The organism is Succinivibrio dextrinosolvens (genome assembly GCF_900116345.1).
In the GTDB taxonomy this organism is placed as follows: Bacteria; Pseudomonadota; Gammaproteobacteria; order Enterobacterales; family Succinivibrionaceae; genus Succinivibrio; species Succinivibrio dextrinosolvens_B.
Genome location: NZ_FPAH01000009.1, coordinates 74,368 through 93,895 on the forward strand (window position 1 = coordinate 74,368; position 19,528 = coordinate 93,895).

Consider the following 19,528-nt stretch of genomic DNA (forward strand, 5'->3'; position numbering starts at 1 on the left):
CATGTAAGTTTATAGAGGATAGGATATAGGCAATTATTGCCACTTTAGAGGAATTTTAGAATGGGTAGTACTGATCTGATTATCACCGGTAAATATGGTGTACTTAACCAGCAGAAGTTATTGAATGCTACCTCAAATAACATCAATAACGTAAATACTGTTGGCTTTATCCGTAAAGAAACTCAGACATATACTTCCTGTGTTGACTGGGGAGTAGGTGCTACTTATACCCGTCGTATCTACGATCAGTATGTACAGCGTCAAATGTATTCTGACTGCAGTGACTACAATTACTACAAGGCCTATGCTGAAGGTCTAGATACAACAGACAGACTGCTTTCAGATGAGAATATGTCTGTAGCAAATTCTATGTCAGATTTCTTTGACGAGCTGTCAACTGCAGCTAGTCTTCCTACTTCTACAGCAAACCGTCAGGCTGCAATGGCAAAACTTGAAACTGTAGTTAATCGTTTTCAGACTGCCAATGAGAGTATGTTTGATTCTCTTAATGATGTTAACAACAGAATTCATGACAGTATTACTGAAATTAACTCTCTGACTCGCTCAATTGCAAATATTAACTACGAAATCCGTTCCATGGCTCTGTCAGATAATCATGTTAATAATGAAATTTATCTGCAGATGCTTGATGAGAGAGATCGTCTGACAGGTGAACTCTCAAAGCTTATGAGCGTTAAGGTTGTTGAGCAAGACGATGGTACTTATGAAATTTACATGAGTACAGGTATGCTGCTGGCTAACGGTGATTCATATGGCTGTCTTACCGATGAGAGAGATTCTTTTGATTCTACTAAGCGCCATATTTATTTAAGCTATGAGAATACAGAGGATGCCAGTCGCAATATCGCATCAGTACAGCTGACTATTGATTCCATCGGTGGAGCTTTAGGAGGATACCTTAATGCGACCAAGGAATTAAGAGATACCATGCGAGAGCTTGGAAAGCTTGCCGTTTCCTTTGCAGATGCAATCAATGAACAGAATAAGGCTGGTTTCACTTTGGAAGATAAAGCTGGTGAAGCCCTTCTTAAGATTGAAAATGTTCAAGGCGTAAGTTCAGATAGTTCAGTTGGTATAACCTGTAATTTTATTAAAGGTAAAGGTGAGAATGTACAGGCATATGATTTTGAGATAATTTTTGTTCAGGGAGCATCTAAGCCTTCGGTTTATCTCAGAGATCAAGATGATAAAAGAATTGATGTTTCAAATCTAGCTGTTATCGATGGTTCAAAAATTTATTTAAAAGAGAACGGAGCTATCGACGGTGAGGATTTATATGGTGTTTACTTTGATATTGGAACAGATGTTTCTAATTTGCCTGTAACAGGAACTTCAAGAACTGTGTTCTATGTACAGCCGACAGTTCTTGCCGCAAGTACAATGTACTCTTTAATCAATAAGCCAGAAGATTTTGCATTTGCCTCTGCTGTAAGAACCAGAACTGGAGATGATAATTACGGTAATGCGGTAATATCTCTTACTTCCTGTTATGCAACAGGATCCGATTATGGTGTATCAGTTAATACAACAACTCGTGAGCCTGAATTCAATAATGGTGCTCCAAACAAAATTATTATTGATGCAAATGGCGATTACAATGTTTATTTCCATAATGCCACAACGGGTACTGATACCTTATTAGGTACAGCCCCTGCTTCATGTAAAGGTGTTAACGTTTTTGCGAATACTGTCTGGAATACTGCGCATACCAGTGGGTACCCAGGTTATGAGGTTTCAATTGCGGGAACCGTAAAGCAGAATGATGTATTCACTGTTGAGATAAATTCTGGAGGCCAGGCAGACAACTCAAATGCAAATGCCTTAACTGCTTTAAGAAGTGAAAAATTAACGCGAACAACAGGATCTGAACAGGTTACAACTTTAAATGAAGGATACGCTAACCTTTTAGCAAAGATCGGTTCTGCTTCAAATTCAGCAAAGACCAACACTGAAGCTGCAGAGGCTAAATATGAGCAGACAGTGAAAATGTTTGAGTCTAATTCAGGCGTAAATCTTGATGAAGAAGCTACCAATTTACTGATGTTCCAGCAGTCCTATCAGGCCTGTGCCAAGATTATTGAAGCATCTCAAACTATATTTAATGCGCTGATTGCGGCTTTCTAGAGGAGGTATCTGTATGAGAATTTCAACAACAATGCAGTATACCAACAGTCTTAGTTATATTAAAAACTCTAATTCCAAGGTAGATGAGCAGGCGACAAAATACAACTCTGGACTAAAGTTTCAGTGTGCCGGTGAAGACCCTTCTGGAATGGCCTCAAAGGTTAAATATGAGGGAGCAATTGCAGCTTATAAACAGTATATTGAGGCTGGTGGTATTGCAAATAACAGCCTGTCAGAGGAAGAAACTGCTTTATCCTCCATGTGGGATACCTTATCCAGTGTTCATACCAGACTGCAGCAGTGTGTGAATGGCTCTAATGATAGCTCAAGCTTAAAAGCTCTGTCAGCTGAAATTGCTCAGCTTAGAGATCACCTGTTTGATCTGATGAATACTCAGAATACTGAAGGAGAGTATATCTTCACAGGTGCTCAAAGTGATATTGAAACATATACTCTGACATCAACAGGTAAATATATATGTCAGGCTGACGGCTCAACCCGTGGCGTTGTTGTAGCCCCAAGTGTGAATGTTCAGGTTTCTGATTCTGGTCTTGATATCTTTGAAAACTGTAAGACAGCATATGAAATAAACGTCAATACTAATCCAAATCCGACATATCCACCTATAACAGGATATGAACGTTGCGAAATCAAGTCTTATGGAACCTTTAACAAGGTTTTTGAGGATAATTATGATCCTGCAGGAAATAATGCTACAGGTAATATGCTAAGAATCTATTTAGATGGAACTGGCAACTTTACATTGTACGGAACCGATGGTGGAGTAATAGATACTGGAGTTGTGGATACCTCTACCAGTATCAACAAGATCTCTGTAAGAGGTATGGAATTCACTATTGCTAATGCAAATGAAAATGGATACATTAACATTGAACTTGAGAAGCCAAAAAACGAGAATATGCTTAATATCCTTACCGATATTGTGTCAACCATTAATGATGATTCTGTTTCTAATGTTGACAAAATTGCTGCTATTACAAAATGTCAGGTTGATGTGGAACTTGCTCTATCCCACTATGACTCATACCGAGGACAGATTGGTGCTAGACAGAATGCGATTGAAAATGTTTTAAATGCAAACGAGTCATTATCTGCAATTAAAGTTGAGTCTAAGGCGAATGTTTCAGAGGTGGATGCATTTGATGCTGCATCTGAACTTATCAGAGCTCAGAATCAGCTGACAGTTTCAAGACAGATTTACAGTATGTTAAATAAACAGTCCCTATTCGATTTCATATAACAGAGAGATGAGGTGAGAATATGATTAACTTAAATAATGTTTCTAATGTTGTAAATAACGTTCATTCAAATCTGCAGACTAATAACAGGATTAGCGAGAAAACTTCAGATGCGGTTTCACGCAGTGAAGCTTCAACTGTGGTTAATCTGCAGTCCAATCTTAACAGAACTAATGATAAGAATAATATTGTTGTAAATTCAGTTAATGCAAAGAATATTGCTGCTGACATAGCATCGCTATTAAGTAAGTCTGACGGCAAAGTTCAGTCAAATATAAGCCCATTTGATGCAGCAAGTCTATTGTCATAAATTCTTAAAATAGTATCGGTCTCCTCTCTCTATCCTCTTAACCGATACTATTTTTTTTATCTTTTTTATCCCGAAAATCAATTTGTTATAAAAAAGTTTTGATTTTTTTATAAATTATCGATTTTTTTCTAAAGTTCTTAATTAAATTGTCCGATAAATTATACAAATGGAAGAGTAATTGTACTTTTTCATCAGGAGAGAATTGATTTACTCCTCAAAATAGAGGGGGGATAGAAAAATGAGCGATATTAGTATTAAGGATGCCATATCCTCGTTATTCGGTATTTCAAGAACAGCATTTAAGGATGTTGAAAATACCGTAAACAATGAGGAGGAAAAGAAAGTCTTCAAGAGTGGAGATAGCAAAGAGACCAAGGATAGGTTTGGTCAGGTATCTTCATTACAGGATGATGATCAGAAATCTTCAGAGAGTCTAAGCGAACGTAGCAAGGACAAAGTTGAAGAGAATAAAGAGATTTCCAAAGCTCTTCAGGAGCGAAATGAGAAATTGGCTCAGGAACGTATGTATGCTCTGAACCAGCAGAATATTGGTCTGTCTTTCTCATTTGATGATTCTGATAATACTTTGATTAAGGTAACTGATATGAACACAAAGAAACTTGTGCGTCAGATCCCTTCAGAGGAATTCTTAGAATTCGCAGAAAAACTGGATAAGATGATAGAGGAAAACCAGAGCTCGCTTTCTCTGGACAAGGATGAGATCAAAGGTCTGCTCCTCGACGACAAAGCTTAGTTCGTTTTTATCCTCTCTCTCCCGTGTAAATAGAACCGCTATAATTATGGCGGTTTTATTTTTGCCTATAATTTATATAAAAAAAAAGCTTAAAGAAAATCGGATTCAGCCGATAACTAATTATAAATACAATGCTTTAAGATTATATAAATAAAATGCAGGAGCTAATTATGTACGGACGTAATTTAAAAGCCTATAAGAAGACTAATATAGAGGCTGAATTAGCAGTTGCAGATCCTCACAGAATTATTCAGATGCTTTATGAAGGTCTTTTAGAAAGATTGTCTCAGGCTAAGGGCGCGATTCTAAGAAACGATTTTTCATACAAGGCAGACAGGATTGCTAAGGCACAGGGTATTATCTATGGTCTTGAGAATTCCTTAGATAGAAATGCAGATCCTGCTTTATACGATAGAATGCTGGCTTTATATGAATACATGAGAGATCGTCTGACAACTGCATCCATTTCGCTTGAAACGGCTCCTATTGATGAGTGTATCAATCTTCTGATTCCAATTAAGCAGGCGTGGGATCAGATTCCAAATAATGTAAAGGAAGAAGTTAATGCCAAGTTAACTAATAAGTAATTATTATCCGCAGTAACAATTCAATAGAATAGGCCAGAGACAAAAAAACTCTGGCCTAAAATTTTTTTAAGCTTTTTTCTATTCGAGAAAAGCCAATTTTAGAAACAAAAAAGGACCTGAATTCAGGTCCTTTTCTTTAACTGTAAGCTTGACTATTAGATAGTCTGAACAGACATGGTATTGGTGATTCCTGATGGAACTAATGCACCGTTAACCATGATGATCTTATCACCAGCTTTAGCTAAACCTAGCTCAACAGCTAACTCTTTACCTAACTTGAAGAACTCGTCAGTTGACTTGATTCTCTCAACAATCTTAGGTAGAACACCACGAGTTAAGCATAACTGACGTGCTGCCTTGTAGTTAGGAGTTAATGCAAGAATAACTGCATTAGGGTTGAACTTGCGGATTGCACGTGCTGAGTTACCGTGCTCAGTTGCAACAACGATAACTGGAGCATTTAAGCTTTCAGAAGCTTCAACTGCAGCTAAACATGCAGAATCAGTTACGGTTGGAGCTGCTTCTACATAACGATAAACTTCGTCTGCGTACTCTTCACAGTATGAGTCGGTTCTCTCGCAGATGGTGTTCATGGTTCTAACAGCTTCACGTGGGTACTTACCCTTAGCTGACTCACCTGATAGCATAACTGCATCGGTACCGTCTAAAATAGCGTTGGTTACGTCACCAGCTTCTGCACGGGTTGGACGTGGATTCTTAATCATAGAATCTAACATCTGAGTTGCAGTGATTACTGGCTTGCCAACTTCGTTACAACGCTTGATGATGTGTTTCTGGGCAAAGATAACTTCCTGAGCAGGAATCTCAACACCCATGTCACCACGAGCAACCATGATGCCGTCAGCTGTTGCAAGAATGTCCTCGAAGTTGTCTAAGCCTTCCTGGTTCTCGATCTTGCAGATGATTTTGATTTCGTTACCACCGTTTGCATCAAGGAAGTTTCTGATGTCTAGAACATCTTCCTTGGTTCTGGTGAATGATGCAGCGATGAAATCAACATCTCTCTTGATACCGAACAGTAGGTCACCCTTATCCTTCTCTGATAAGAATGGCATTGAAATGTGGGTATTTGGAAGGTTTACACCCTTGTGCTCACCTAACATACCATTGTTCTGAACTTCGCACTCAACATCGTTACCGTTGATTGCAGTAACAGTTAAACCGATTAGACCATCGTCTAAAAGAACGGTTGAACCAACCTTTAAGTCCTTTGCAAGGTCAGGATAGGTTACACCAACTTTGGTCTTGTTACCAACGAAAGAAGCATCTGAAGTTAAGGTAATCTTATCACCAGTGCTTAGCTCAACATCTTCACCGTTCTCTAAGTCACAGGTTCTGATCTCAGGGCCCTTGGTATCTAGAAGAACAGCAAATACTTTACCGGTCTCTTCCATGATAGCATTGATATTGGTAATACGACCGCCGTGCTCCTCAAAATCACCATGAGAGAAGTTCAGACGCATTACGTTCATGCCTGAGTTTAATAAGGTTTCCATTACTTCGCGTTTCTCGGACTTTGGTCCGATAGTGCATACCATTTTAGTTTTTTTCATTTTTTAGGCTCCCAAACGGAGTTAACAAGATTAATTCAAAATAAGTAGAACTGTTTCTTTAAAATTTCACTAACGAACTTAGAAACTTCCTCTTTTAAAAAGCATCTGTCATCTTTTCTATAGAGGCTGTAATGAATGGACAGTTCTGATGCCCTACAAATTCACTTACCAAGTGCTCTTGAATTGCTTCATAAGCTATCTGGTGTTCTTATACAACAAATCGTGGCAGGAGATTTGGTCTGTAATCTGACTTACCTTCTGCAGAAATCCATCTGACATGTCATATACACTTATAACTTTATAGTTATGTTTTTTTAAAGCTGTATTTATTCCGGAATTCCTTTATCAGAAGCCTAGTATAAATACCCCAGTCTCTAAAAAATTTTAGCTGAATTATAACAGAATTAAAAATTATGGAAAGAGAAAAAAGTGTGATTTACATCACATAAGACTACAAAGTGAAAGTTAATAAAACCAATCATTTGATTTTTATTAAAAACTATTAAAAATCAACGGATAAGAATGAATATTTTCTGTAAATTTACTTAATTAACCTCCTTAATAAAGTAAAAGGATTTCATATGTATAATGTTAGTTTTGTTTTCAGATAAAAAAACCGAGCTTTAAGCTCGGTTTTTTACTGCTAATTCATTCTTTTTTAGAAGAATTTTACATACATTAACAGCTGTAAGCCTAATGAAATAAAGGATACAGCGGCTGCTGAACCGTATGCAATGTACCATACTAACTTAGAGTGAATTCCAAAGTCATGGCTTGAGTGGTGCATTCTGTGTAAAGCATAGAAGCTTAGTAGGAATACAACACCGAAAACAACAAGGCTTAGGAACCAGTTAGAGAAAATGCTTGCTACCTGTCCTAGGTTTAACACGCCATGCTGTAAATCATCAGAGGTTAAGCCTGCAGCGATCAAAACAACAACAATTGCAGGTAATACAATTGAGGCTACCATACCGCCAGCACCGAACATTAACCAGTACATTGGTTCATCAGAACGAGTTGGAAGAAATTGACGCATTTGTAATTCTCCTTATACGGTTAAAAATGCTACGCCAAGGATTACAACAGTAGCACCAGCTAGAGCTGCATACAGACCTGCAGTAATAACCCATCTAGGTAGTAGTTCGGTTGAATTCTTGTTCATAAATACACGAACAGCTGATGGCATCAGAGCAAACCAGGTAATTGCATGATATAACTGAGATACTAGTACAACTACGTTTAAGGCAATAATAACAGGATTGCCAAGGAAGCTCTGTAAGTACCATGCATATGGAGCAATTCCAGATAAGGTTGGAATTGGACCAATGTCGCATAGAGCCAACATAAAGATACCGAAAACAATCTCTAAAACAGCAAATAAAGCTAAGACTGCAGTACCTTCACGAATCATGTATTTTGTGTAGAATGAATTTTCTAACCACCAGGTCATTTTATTGACTGGAGGATTATATGGTTTGCGGAATGACTTAACTTCGCTCATTTTAATGCTCCGGTTTGATCATGTTAAATACGTAGTCAGTTGCACTCATCTTCTTTCCTAGCTGAATTGCTGAAGATGGATCAACATGCTTAGGACAAACTTCTGAGCAGTAACCAACGAATGTACAGCCCCATGCACCTTCCTCTGAATTTAGGAATGGAGCACGTAACTTAGCACCAGCATCTCTGTTATCGGTATTGTAACGATATAACAATGTTAATGCTGCAGGACCGATAAACTTAGGATTTAGCTTGTATTGAGGGCAAGCTGCATAACAGCAACCGCAGTTAATACACTGAGCGAACTGTAGGTAAGCTTCCATCTGCATAGGAGTCTGCTTGAAGTTCTTGTTCAGTGGCATATTAGCGTTCTTTGCATCTGGAATGATGTAAGGCTTGATGCGCTCAATCTTCTCAATCAGATCTGACAGATCTACTACAAGATCTCTTTCAATTGGGAAGTTTGCAAGAGGCTCAATCTTCATATCCTTGCCTTCGTAATCACGAAGGAAAGTCTTACATGCAAGATGAGGAACACCATTTACCATCATACCGCATGAACCGCAAACAGCCATACGACATGACCAACGGAATGATAAACTTGGTTCAAAGTTATCTTTGATATAGAAAAGAGCTTCTAGAACTGATGTATCCTTGTGGTAAGGAACGTCAAAAGTCTGCTCCCAAGGCTCTTTATCCTGTTCTGGACGGTAACGTAGAACAGTTACTTTCATAGTCTTCTGAGTAGCTTCCATTATTTAGCCTCCTGTGCTGCTTTTCTAGCTTTTTCTGCTGCTTCTGCCTCTGCACCATATACACGCTTAGCAGGCTGGAAGGTTGTAATCTTAACACCGCTGTAATCGATGCGTGGCTCATCGGCACCGTCAGTTGACTTAAATGCTAATGAGTGCTTTAAGAAGTTTACATCATCACGCTCTTTGTATGCTCCATTTGGACCATCTAAACGCTGATGTGAACCACGTGATTCCTTACGGTTAATTGCAGAATGAACCATACACTGAGCAACATCTAAGGTATAGCCTAACTCAATTAAATTCATCCATTCAGTATTGAATACACGACCGCGATCTGTTAAGCCAACGTTAACGATACGCTTCTGTAAATTCTTAAGAACATCAATAGTCTTCTGCATTGACTCTTCTTCACGATAGATACCAACGCCTTCTTCCATTGACTGACCCATCTCGTGACGGATCTTAGACATAGACTCTGTGCCCTTAACGTCAAATAGGCTTAGAGCTCTCTTCTCAGCAGCCTCAGCCTGACGGGTCAGCTCTGCAGAATCGAAGTCCTTAACGTTGTGAGCCCTTTCAACCATTGCATCACCACCGATCTTACCGAATACGATGGTTTCAACTAGTGAGTTAGAACCTAGACGGTTTGCACCGTGAATACCAACTGAAGCACACTCACCGCCAGCATATAGACCAGGCATGCGAGTTGCGGTATTTCCGTCTGTCTCAATACCACCCATGGTGTAGTGAACAACAGGACGAACTGGAACAGGAGCCTTAACAGGATCAACACCTGAGTAGGTCATTGCAAGTTCACAGATCAGAGGTAAACGCTCATGTAAGTATTTCTCACCTAAGTGGGTTAGGTCTAGATGTACTGCCTCACCTAGTGGATACTTGATGGTACGTCCTTTCTTTGACTCATTCCAGAATGCCTGTGACAGACGATCACGAGGACCTAATTCCATGTACTTGTTCTGTGGTTTGCCAACAGGAGTCTCTGGGCCTAGACCGTAATCCTGTAGGTAACGGTATCCATCCTTGTTATACAGAACACCTCCTTCACCACGGCAACCTTCGGTCATCAGCAGACCACAGCCTAGAAGACCGGTTGGGTGATACTGAACGAATTCCATATCACGTAGAGGTACACCATGACGATAAGCTAAAGCCATACCATCACCGGTTACGATACCGCCGTTAGTATTGAATAGATAGCAGCGACCTGCACCACCGGTTGCTAAGAATACTGCCTTAGCATTGATCTGGCGGAATACACCATTCTGAAGGTCGTAGCAAACTACACCGCGACACTCTCCATCTTCCTCTAGAAGATCTAAAACAAAGTGCTCATCAAAGCGGTGAATAGATGGGAACTGTACAGAAGTCTGATACAGGGTGTGTAACATGTGGAAGCCTGATTTATCAGCTGCGAACCATGTACGTGGAACTTTCATACCACCGAAACGGCGAACGTTAACATCACCATCTGGTTTACGGCTCCAAGGACAGCCCCAGTGTTCTAGTTGGTATAACTCCTGAGGAGCCTGGCGAACGAACTTCTCAACAACGTCCTGTTCACATAACCAGTCACCACCAGCAACTGTATCTTCGAAGTGTTTCTGATAAGAATCGTCGTCACGAACTACACCAGCAGCACCACCCTCAGCGGCAACAGTGTGTGAACGCATTGGGTAAACTTTGGAAATGAGTGCAACTTTTAGTTTAGGATCTGCCTGAGCAACTGCAATAGCAGCACGAAGACCAGTTCCACCAGCACCCACGATCGCAACATCGGCTTGATATTTTTCCACGTGAATCTCCTAATTACCTATTGGATATTTTGTCTTAAGCGACATTTACCAAGGTTAGCAAGCAAAAAAAACAGCATGATTATAACTGTAAATTAAAGTTTATTTTTATTTAAAATGTCTGTTTTTATTAACATATTGAAATATAAAATAAAAAATAATCTACAATTTTAGACAATTGTCTAAATTCCACGGTATATCACAAATGTGACACATTATGATTCAACGATTGTTACACAATCATTGATCGGCCCATTTTTACAGGTAGATTTTCCTGTAAATCCTTTGCAACCTCTCCGCCATTTTCTGGCCAAAGAGTTATAACTGTACTTCCGTATTTGAAATATCCGATTTCATCGCCTTTTGAATATCGAATATCATCACATTCGTAGTTCCTGATATCCAATCCGACTTTTCTGTCGATTGTACCGGACCAAGATGTATGAATTGAACCTACCAGTGCAGCTCCTACCATTACAACACAAAGCGTGCCAAGTGATGTTTCAAAGAAACAGACCAGTCGTTCGTTAGTTGTGTATAAATCCGGCATATTGGAAATGTTTTTCTTTCCAACAGGAAATAACTTTCCTGGTACATGAATTGTTTTTATGAGTTTGCCGTCGATTGGCATATGAATTCTGTGATAGTTTGCTGGAGATAAATAAATGCAGGCAAACCTACCTTTTTCAAATAATCTTGTATCCTGATCGCTTCCACCGATCAGTGCCTTAAGTGAGTAATCCAGCCCTTTTGCCTGAATCAGTCGTCCAGCATTGATTATTCCTGCATGTCCTATTGTGCCGTCTGTAGGACACACTGCTATACACTCTTTATCTATTGGTCTTAATTCTGGTTTTAGTTTTCTGATAAAAAAATCATTAAAAGTTTTGTAAGAGGTTATATCTGTATCAGCAACCTCATCAAGATTAATGTTAAAGGTTTTAATAAAATTTTTTATTAGAAACTGAGTAAACTTACCCATAGGAACATCGGTTAATTTAGCTGATAACGATGTTAATGTTGTAAATGGTGTAAGAGTTTCAACTGTTTTTAATAAAAAAGACGTAAAAGTCATATTAATCCTCTTTAAATCTGTGGTGCAGATCTCTTAAAGTTTAGTAGATATTTGAGTAAGCGTTAGATTCTACCAAAAAAACAAAAGTACAAAGACAAAGTTTTTAACTAAATTGCGTTTAACTTCAAATTTTCCGGTGGGAGAGGTGCTTGTGGAAAGTGTTGTAACCTATGAAATCAAAAAAATATTGACATTTTGTAAGAATAATCTATAATGGGCACCATCGGATGCGGGAATAGCTCAGTTGGTAGAGCATAACCTTGCCATGGTTAGGGTCGCGAGTTCGAACCTCGTTTCCCGCTCCAAACTAGAGGATTTGCTTAGGCAAATCTTTTTTTTTCTGTTTATTCTTATTCTCGACCCTTAGTCCTTATCTCATCAAGATTAATTCTTTATTCATTGTCTAATAGATAATAAATTATCCATTTTTGTCTTTCCTCTGCGTGCTAGTGCACAATTTTTGACTTTAAATAATGTTTATTAAAAATAAGGTTGTAAAATCCGTTTTTTCTATGACTTTCGTGCTGAGTTTCAATAAGGTATAATCTCAGTTATTTTAGAAACTAGTTTTACATAATTAAATTGATCAATTTTTAAAAGATAAAAAAAATGTTTGTCACTTCTATTGTTACCAAGATTATTGGTAGTTCAAATCAAAGAACAGTTAAAAAGCTATCAAAGATAGTTAAAGTTATTAACTCTCTTGAGCCACAGTTTGCAGATATCAAAGACGAAGATTTCAAGGAATTAACCGCAAAGTTTAAATCACGTATTCAGAACGGTGAGACCTATGAGTCTCTTTTACCTGAAGTTTTTGCTGTAGCAAGAGAAGCTGCAAAAAGATCCCTTGGCTTAAGACCTTTTGATGTTCAGCTGATGGGTGGTATTGTTCTAAACGCTAACCGTATTGCTGAAATGAAAACTGGTGAAGGTAAAACCTTAACCGCACTTCTTCCTTGCTATCTTAATGCTCTGTCAGGAAACGGTGTTCATGTTGTTACCGTTAATGATTATCTGGCAAAGCGTGACAGTGACTGGTCAAGACCTTTTTATACCTTATTGGGAATGACAGTTGGTGTGAATGTTCCTGGTATGTCTCCTGAAGAAAAAAGAGCAGCCTATGCCTGTGACGTAACCTACGGTACTAATAATGAGTTCGGCTTTGACTATCTTCGTGACAACATGGCATATGCAAATTCTCAGAAGGTACAGAGAAAACTAAATTATGCTCTTGTTGACGAGGTTGACTCCGTACTGATTGATGAAGCAAGAACTCCTCTGATTATTTCTGGAGCTGCAGAGAATTCAGCTCAGGCCTATATGGCAGTTGACAGACTTATTCCTGGACTTATCTATCAGGAAAAGGAAGACACTGAAACCTATACTGGTGAAGGCGACTATACTCTTGATTTAAAGAGCAAGCAGGCCTTCCTGACAGAGCGTGGTCAGATCAAAATTGAAGAGCGTCTGATTGAAGCAGGTCTTCTTCCAAAGGGAGATAAGCTATTCAGTTCAGAGCACATTTCTTTACTTCATCACGTAATGGCCGCCTTAAAAGCTCACACTCTATTTAAGAAGGATGTTGATTACGTAGTTGAGAACGGTGAGGTTCTGATTATCGATGAACATACCGGAAGAAAGATGGAAGGTCGCCGCTGGTCAGATGGTCTTCATCAGGCAGTGGAGGCAAAGGAGAAGGTTGAGGTTCATGCAGAGAACCAGACCCTGGCATCTATTACTTTCCAGAACTATTTCCGTATGTATAAGAAACTGGCAGGTATGACCGGTACTGCTGATACTGAAGCATACGAGTTCCAGCAGATTTACGGTCTACAGACTATTGTTCTTCCAACCAACAGACCTATGATCCGTAAGGATATGGCAGATCTTATCTATCTGACAGAAGATCAGAAATATGCTGCTATAGTTGAGGATATCAAGAAGACAATCGAGACTGGTAGACCTGTTCTGGTTGGTACCATCTCAATTGAAAACTCAGAAAAACTATCCCATCTGCTGACCAAGCTTGGAATTAAGCATCAGGTTCTTAATGCTAAGTTCCATGAAATGGAAGCGCATATTGTTGCTCAGGCCGGTCGCCCTGGTACCGTTACAATTGCTACTAATATGGCTGGTCGTGGTACAGATATTATCTTAGGTGGTAACCTTCAGTCTGATATTCTTGCATTAGGTGAAAATCCAAGCTCAGAACAAATCGAGCAGGTCAAGAAAGAATGGCAGGAGCGACATGATGCTGTTCTGAAGGCTGGTGGTTTACATATCATTGGCTCTGAAAGACATGAATCAAGACGTATTGATAATCAGTTAAGAGGTCGTGCCGGTCGTCAGGGTGATCCTGGTTCATCTAGATTCTATCTGTCAATGGATGATAATCTGATGAAGCTCTTTGGATCAGAGAAGCTTAAAGCATTCATGCACAGAATGGGTATGAATGATGGCCAGCCTCTGGAGCATAAGTTCATCACCAGGGCAATTGAATCTGCTCAGAGAAAAGTTGAAACCAGAAATTTTGATATCCGTAAGAGCCTCCTTGAGTATGACGATGTAGCCAACGAGCAGCGTAAGGTTATTTACGAGGAGCGTAATGCAGTATTGGATGGCGAGGATATCTCTGAAACCATTCATACTATTTTTGAGGATGTTATTGATAACGTTATCTCAAAATATATCGAACCAAATTCTCTGCTTGAGAACTGGGATATTGAAGGTCTGAAGAAAGAGCTTTTAGGTGCTTACCTGATTGATGCTCCAGTTGATCAGTGGCTCAAGGAAGATGAGAAACTGGTTGAATCTGATATTCGTCAGAGAATTATCGATATTGCTCATAAGCAGTATGCTGCAAAATGTGAGCTGATTGGACCAGATAATCAGCATCAGCTTGAGAGACAGATTATGCTGCAGTGTATTGATACCCTGTGGAAAGAGCACTTATCTGCAATGGATTATATGCGTCAGGGCATCGGTCTTCAGGGCTATGCTCAGAAGAATCCTAAGTATGAATACAAGATTCAGTCATTCAATCTTTTCACTAAGATGCTTGATAATCTAAAGATTCAGGTTGTTTCATTCCTCTCCAGAGTTCAGGTTCGTTTAAAGTCTCCTGAAGAGGCTGAGGCAGAGAGAGCCCAGCTTGAAGCAGCTCAGGAAGAGCAGAAAATGAGAGAGGAAGCTAAACTTTATGCAAATATGCATATTGGAAGAAATGATCCTTGTCCATGTGGATCTGGAAAAAAATATAAAGTCTGTCATGGCAGATTTGTTTAAATCTAACTGAAACGCTTAAAAAACGTATTCTAAGACCTTGTCCAGTTTTGTGACCGAAACTGGACAAGGTCTTTTTGTTTATTTTTCAAGTTTTTTTTAGATTTTTTTTATAAATTGCTTGACTGAAATACGGCTATATGGTTTAATAACCGCCGTTGCCCAGATAGCTCAGTCGGTAGAGCAGGGGATTGAAAATCCCCGTGTCGGCGGTTCGATTCCGTCTCTGGGCACCATCTCAAATATACTTCTTTTTGCCCAGATAGCTCAGTCGGTAGAGCAGGGGATTGAAAATCCCCGTGTCGGCGGTTCGATTCCGTCTCTGGGCACCATCCTTAGTTCAAATTTCCCTGACTCCAAAAACAAGATAAAACTCCTAATTAGTCCTATTGTTTTTGTATAAAATAACTGACACTTTTTTGAGTTCTGTCATTAGTAAATCCTTATACTACAACAAGTAAACAAAATTTCTTTGTATTTTGGGATGTTAAAAAAATATCTCAATTATTGTCATTACATTGTGCAATATTTTTAATATAATATGCGCGTCTTTCAAGAATGTGCTTATAAATACCAATTAAGTAATTTGGTTGGTGTTTGTTTTTATCAATTCTTCCTAGAAGAAAATTGTCGGTATACGGAACAATCGCTGAACAGAAAAATTTTGATTAGTTGTTTTCTTTTAGAGATTGTTTGTTTTGTTTAAAACATATCGTATATTTTTTCCGATGATTTGGGCAGGACTTGCCCTGTATGTTTGTGATTGAGCCTTTAATGTCTTATTTGCGAACATGAACCAAATGAAGTGAGTTTCACTTCTGGAAATCTCTCCCTTATGAGAGAGGTTGGATGTCACTAGAATAATAAAGCATGGATTATAATGAAAAAACAAATTCAATTATCTGCTAGTGCTGAGAGCGCTTTAAAGAAATTAGGCAGAAGCATCAAAACTGCTCGTATCAGAAGAGGTATTACTGCAACTTCTATGGCTGAACTAATGGAAACTACACGTGTTACTTTAGGTTCAATCGAAGATGGTCTACCTTCAGTTTCTATGGGTCATTATATTAAAGCCTTATCTGTTTTAGGACTTGATCTTCGTTTAACAAATATTTTGTTAGAAGAAACCGCTAGAGTCTAATCGTTTTCTGTGTCCTGATTCTTTCTGTCAGGACACTTCATTCCCAGCTTTTTGATTTCTCTAAATTCACCATATATCTCCTTTCTGAACGTAAATATTTTTCAATGAATTGCTGTCGCGTGATAAAATACCCAAATTCTTTGTGAAGATAGGAGTTACTATTTTGTCATCTCAAGCATGTATTAACGCAGGTGTAAGAGTCTTAAAAGAAGAGGCTCAGGCTATACTTGATTTAATTCCTTCAATCAATGAAAACTTTGTCAAAGCATGTCAGATTATTCTAAATACCAAAGGAAAAGTAATCTTAACAGGTGTTGGTAAATCTGGACATATTGCAACTAAAATCGCCTCTACTCTGGCCAGTACAGGTACCCAGTCCTTCTTTGTTCAGGCAGGAGAAGCTGCTCACGGTGATTTGGGCATGATTGGCAAGGATGACTGTGTAATTGCAATCTCAAATTCTGGTGAAGGCTCAGAGTTAAAAATACTGATTCCAATTCTAAAGCGCAGATGTATTCCTCTTATTGCTATTGTAGGTGATACCCAATCAAGTCTTGGTAAGGCTGCAAATGTAACTCTTTCTGCCCATGTTGAGAAAGAAGCCTGTCCATTGAATCTTGCACCTACCTCATCTTCAACCGCTGAGCTGGCTTTAGGCGATGCTCTGGCTGTTGCTCTGATTGAATCCAGAGGTTTTACTGAGAGAGACTTTGCCATGAGCCACCCTGGTGGAGCTTTAGGCAGACGTTTACTTGTTCACTGTCAGGATATTATGCACAAGGGAAATGAAATCCCTGTGGTTAAATCTAATGTATCCTTAAAAGATGCCCTGTTTGAAATGACACAGAAAACCCTTGGTTTTATCTGTATAGTTAATGATAAGCATGAACTTGTTGGTGTTTATACTGATGGTGATTTAAGACGCTCTCTTGAAAAGGGGGCCACTATTGATGCAAACATTGCAGATCTGATGAGTAAAACCGTTCGCGGTGTAGTAAGCTCTGATACTCTTGCTGCAGATGCTCTTGCAATGATGCATAAACTGAAGATTAACTCCATGATTGTAACTGATAACGAAAATCACCCAATAGGAGCATTTAATCTTCATGATTTAATGCAGGCTGGAATTATTTAGGAAATATAAAAATGAGTTCTGATAAGACTGTTAATTTTACTGGTGCGGTAACTGTAGTTGGTGATGTTATGCTTGACAGCTACTGGAAAGGTCCAAGTAGCAGAATTTCACCTGAAGCTCCTGTACCTGTTGTTAGAGTTACAGACAAGGAAGAACGCGCTGGTGGTGCTGCAAACGTTGCAATTAATATTGCCTCTCTTGGTGCGCCATGTAATCTGGTTGGTATTGTTGGTGAAGATAAGAATGCTGAGATCTTAGAGAAAATCGTAAGATCTCATTCTATCAAAACCGATTTTGTGCTGACTAAAGATCATCCTACTATAACCAAGCTCAGAGTTCTTTCAAGAAATCAGCAACTGCTACGTCTGGATTTTGAAGATTCCTTTTCAAATCTTGATGAAGAGATGATTCTAAAGTCATTTAAGGCTTCTGTAAAAAACTCAAAGGTTGTTATTTTTTCAGACTATGGAAAAGGTTCACTGGCTTCAGTCAGCAAGATGATTGAGATTGCATCCTCTCTTGGTATTGCAAGTCTAATCGATCCTAAAGGTACCGATTTCGAGAAATACAGAGGAGCAACACTTTTAACTCCGAACATGTCTGAGTTTGAGGCTGTGGTTGGTAAAGTTGCTAACGATGAAGATCTTGAGCAGAAAGCTCTTGCTTTGATCAGCAAGCTTAACCTTAAGATGCTGCTGGTAACCAGATCTGAGGATGGTATGTCTTTGATCAGACCAGGAATGAAAGCAGTTCACCTGCCAACATATGCCCGTGAAGTTTACGATGTGACTGGTGCTGGTGACACAGTAATCGGTACTCTGGGAACCTGTCTTGCAAGCGGAATGGATATAGTTACTGCATGTGAGTATGCTAACAGTGCAGCAGGTATTGTTGTTGGTAAAATTGGTACTTCTACCGTTTCTCCAGCTGAACTTGAAAAGGCTTTAGGCAAGAAGACCGAGTCACAGGGAGAACTCTCTGAGGACGAGCTTTATAAGGTTGTAAGAGAGCTCCAGTCACGCGGAGAGAAGATTGTGATGACCAACGGCTGTTTTGATATCATTCATCCTGGTCATGTCACCTACCTGAAACAGGCTAAGTCTCTTGGCAATAAGCTTATTGTTGCGGTTAACTCTGATGAATCTGTAAAACGTCTGAAAGGTGACTCAAGACCTATAAATACATTGGAAGACAGAATTGCTGTTCTCAGTGGACTTTCCTCTGTTGATTATGTTGTTTCCTTTGGAGAGGATACTCCTCAGAAACTTATCTCAAGAATTCTTCCTGATATTCTTGTAAAAGGTGGAGACTACAAGGTTGAGGAAATTGCAGGTCACAAAGAAGTTATTGCGAATGGTGGTAAGGTTGTGATTATTCCATTTGTTGAGGGTAAATCAACAACCAGTATTGTCAAGAAAATTCAACAGAACTAGGTTATAGGAACTGTTCTTTTCTATTTTGGTAAGAACAGTGCTTACCAAACAAAAAACTCTCCACAAAATCGGAGAGTTTTTTATATGTTTTTTCAAAAAAAAGTTATTCTGCTGTTTTATCTGTAGGAACAGCTGCAACTCCGTTGTCATCTTTTTTCTGATGACCGAAGCTGTTTCGTGAAGATGATGGTTCCGCTTTCTTTACAGTTATTGTTGAAATCTTGTCCTTATAAATCATCTGCTGGTGATGTTTTACATCAGTAATACTGATAGTGAAAGCGTCAAAGGCACTTACAAGTCCTTCAAATTTAACACCGGTGATTAAAAAGATACTTACTGGAGTACGGGAATCCATCAGCCATTTTAGAGCAGCATTCTGTCCTTTTCCCTGAACAAAGGCGTTAACCATACCTTTCTGACGATCTTTGCCTTTGCCTCCATTCTTATGAGGTTTTCCTCCGATCTTTCCACTTGGTCGCTTGTGATCGGATGGTTTTTCTGAAAATTGTCTGTTTGAGGTTTGAATATTATCTTTCTTAAAGTCTTCCACTTTATTCACGCTCTTTTATATTAATAATGCTTGCACTAATTTACCATGAATCAATACTTTTTGATACGAATTGATAGTAATTTTGTTTTATCGCTATGATTTTTGTGGGCATTACCTGTTAAAGTGCAGTATTTATGCGCCTTAAAAATACATAGAAAAATTTTTTAATAAAAAATTGTGAAAAAAGTCGCATTTTCTTAAAAAAACAACTAAAATT

General features: G+C 38.8%; 16 protein-coding genes and 3 tRNA genes. 12 read left to right on the forward strand and 7 right to left on the reverse strand.

Features of this window, described 5'->3' with window-relative positions; all coding sequences use genetic code 11:
- Nucleotides 1-60: 60 nt before the first annotated feature.
- From flgK to fliS, 5 genes are all read left to right on the forward strand, one after another.
- Nucleotides 61-2,145, forward strand: coding sequence for a flagellar hook-associated protein FlgK (gene flgK / locus BM308_RS04530; RefSeq protein ID WP_074943223.1), 2,085 nt, complete (start codon nt 61-63; stop codon nt 2,143-2,145).
- A gap of 13 nt (nt 2,146-2,158) precedes the next feature.
- Complete coding sequence (gene flgL, locus BM308_RS04535) at nt 2,159-3,406, forward strand: flagellar hook-associated protein FlgL (protein ID WP_074943225.1); 1,248 nt, start codon at nt 2,159-2,161, stop codon at nt 3,404-3,406.
- Between the two features lie 20 nt (nt 3,407-3,426).
- Entirely contained in the window at nt 3,427-3,714 is a 288-nt protein-coding gene (locus tag BM308_RS04540) for a hypothetical protein (RefSeq protein WP_074943226.1), read from the forward strand.
- Nucleotides 3,715-3,952: 238 nt separating this feature from the next.
- Nucleotides 3,953-4,468: a flagellar protein FlaG gene (locus BM308_RS04545; RefSeq protein ID WP_074943228.1), complete on the forward strand. Its 516-nt coding sequence runs from the start codon at nt 3,953-3,955 to the stop codon at nt 4,466-4,468.
- Nucleotides 4,469-4,638: 170 nt separating this feature from the next.
- Complete coding sequence (gene fliS / locus BM308_RS04550; protein WP_074943230.1) at nt 4,639-5,055, forward strand: flagellar export chaperone FliS; 417 nt, start codon at nt 4,639-4,641, stop codon at nt 5,053-5,055.
- A gap of 155 nt (nt 5,056-5,210) precedes the next feature.
- On the opposite strand, the gene pykF is transcribed toward fliS, so the two are convergent.
- From pykF to asd, 6 genes are all read right to left on the reverse strand, one after another.
- Nucleotides 5,211-6,629, reverse strand: a complete 1,419-nt coding sequence (pykF, locus tag BM308_RS04555; protein WP_074943232.1) for a pyruvate kinase PykF — start codon at nt 6,627-6,629, stop codon at nt 5,211-5,213.
- Nucleotides 6,630-7,287: 658 nt separating this feature from the next.
- Nucleotides 7,288-7,665, reverse strand: a complete 378-nt coding sequence (gene frdD / locus BM308_RS04560; RefSeq protein ID WP_074943234.1) for a fumarate reductase subunit FrdD — start codon at nt 7,663-7,665, stop codon at nt 7,288-7,290.
- 12 nt (nt 7,666-7,677) lie between these two features.
- Entirely contained in the window at nt 7,678-8,130 is a 453-nt protein-coding gene (locus BM308_RS04565) for a succinate dehydrogenase/fumarate reductase transmembrane subunit (protein WP_074943236.1), read from the reverse strand.
- Nucleotide 8,131: 1 nt separating this feature from the next.
- A complete protein-coding gene (locus BM308_RS04570) occupies nt 8,132-8,884 on the reverse strand; it encodes a succinate dehydrogenase/fumarate reductase iron-sulfur subunit (protein ID WP_074839903.1) in 753 nt (250 codons plus the stop codon).
- Nucleotides 8,884-10,698: a fumarate reductase (quinol) flavoprotein subunit gene (gene frdA, locus BM308_RS04575; protein ID WP_074943238.1), complete on the reverse strand. Its 1,815-nt coding sequence runs from the start codon at nt 10,696-10,698 to the stop codon at nt 8,884-8,886. Before frdA ends, BM308_RS04570 begins: the two co-directional genes overlap by 1 nt.
- Before the next feature lie 229 nt (nt 10,699-10,927).
- A complete protein-coding gene (asd, locus tag BM308_RS04580; protein ID WP_074943240.1) occupies nt 10,928-11,770 on the reverse strand; it encodes an archaetidylserine decarboxylase in 843 nt (280 codons plus the stop codon).
- Nucleotides 11,771-11,999: 229 nt separating this feature from the next.
- Here asd and BM308_RS04585 point away from each other — a divergent pair.
- From BM308_RS04585 to hldE, 7 genes are all read left to right on the forward strand, one after another.
- A tRNA-Gly gene (locus BM308_RS04585) sits at nt 12,000-12,075 on the forward strand.
- Between the two features lie 304 nt (nt 12,076-12,379).
- A complete protein-coding gene (gene secA, locus BM308_RS04590; RefSeq protein ID WP_074943242.1) occupies nt 12,380-15,055 on the forward strand; it encodes a preprotein translocase subunit SecA in 2,676 nt (891 codons plus the stop codon).
- 157 nt (nt 15,056-15,212) lie between these two features.
- A tRNA-Phe gene (locus tag BM308_RS04595) sits at nt 15,213-15,288 on the forward strand.
- A 20-nt stretch (nt 15,289-15,308) separates the two neighbouring features.
- Nucleotides 15,309-15,384 (forward strand) — tRNA-Phe (locus tag BM308_RS04600).
- Nucleotides 15,385-15,932: 548 nt separating this feature from the next.
- Nucleotides 15,933-16,193 carry a helix-turn-helix domain-containing protein gene (locus BM308_RS04605; RefSeq protein ID WP_074839894.1) on the forward strand — a complete coding sequence of 87 codons (261 nt, stop codon included), beginning with the start codon at nt 15,933-15,935 and terminating at the stop codon, nt 16,191-16,193.
- A gap of 163 nt (nt 16,194-16,356) precedes the next feature.
- Nucleotides 16,357-17,328, forward strand: coding sequence for a KpsF/GutQ family sugar-phosphate isomerase (locus tag BM308_RS04610; RefSeq protein WP_074943244.1), 972 nt, complete (start codon nt 16,357-16,359; stop codon nt 17,326-17,328).
- A gap of 11 nt (nt 17,329-17,339) precedes the next feature.
- A complete protein-coding gene (hldE, locus tag BM308_RS04615; RefSeq protein ID WP_074943246.1) occupies nt 17,340-18,761 on the forward strand; it encodes a bifunctional D-glycero-beta-D-manno-heptose-7-phosphate kinase/D-glycero-beta-D-manno-heptose 1-phosphate adenylyltransferase HldE in 1,422 nt (473 codons plus the stop codon).
- A 103-nt stretch (nt 18,762-18,864) separates the two neighbouring features.
- Here hldE and BM308_RS13170 read toward each other — a convergent pair whose 3' ends face one another.
- Entirely contained in the window at nt 18,865-19,311 is a 447-nt protein-coding gene (locus BM308_RS13170) for an RNA chaperone Hfq (protein WP_083425444.1), read from the reverse strand.
- Nucleotides 19,312-19,528: the final 217 nt, after the last annotated feature.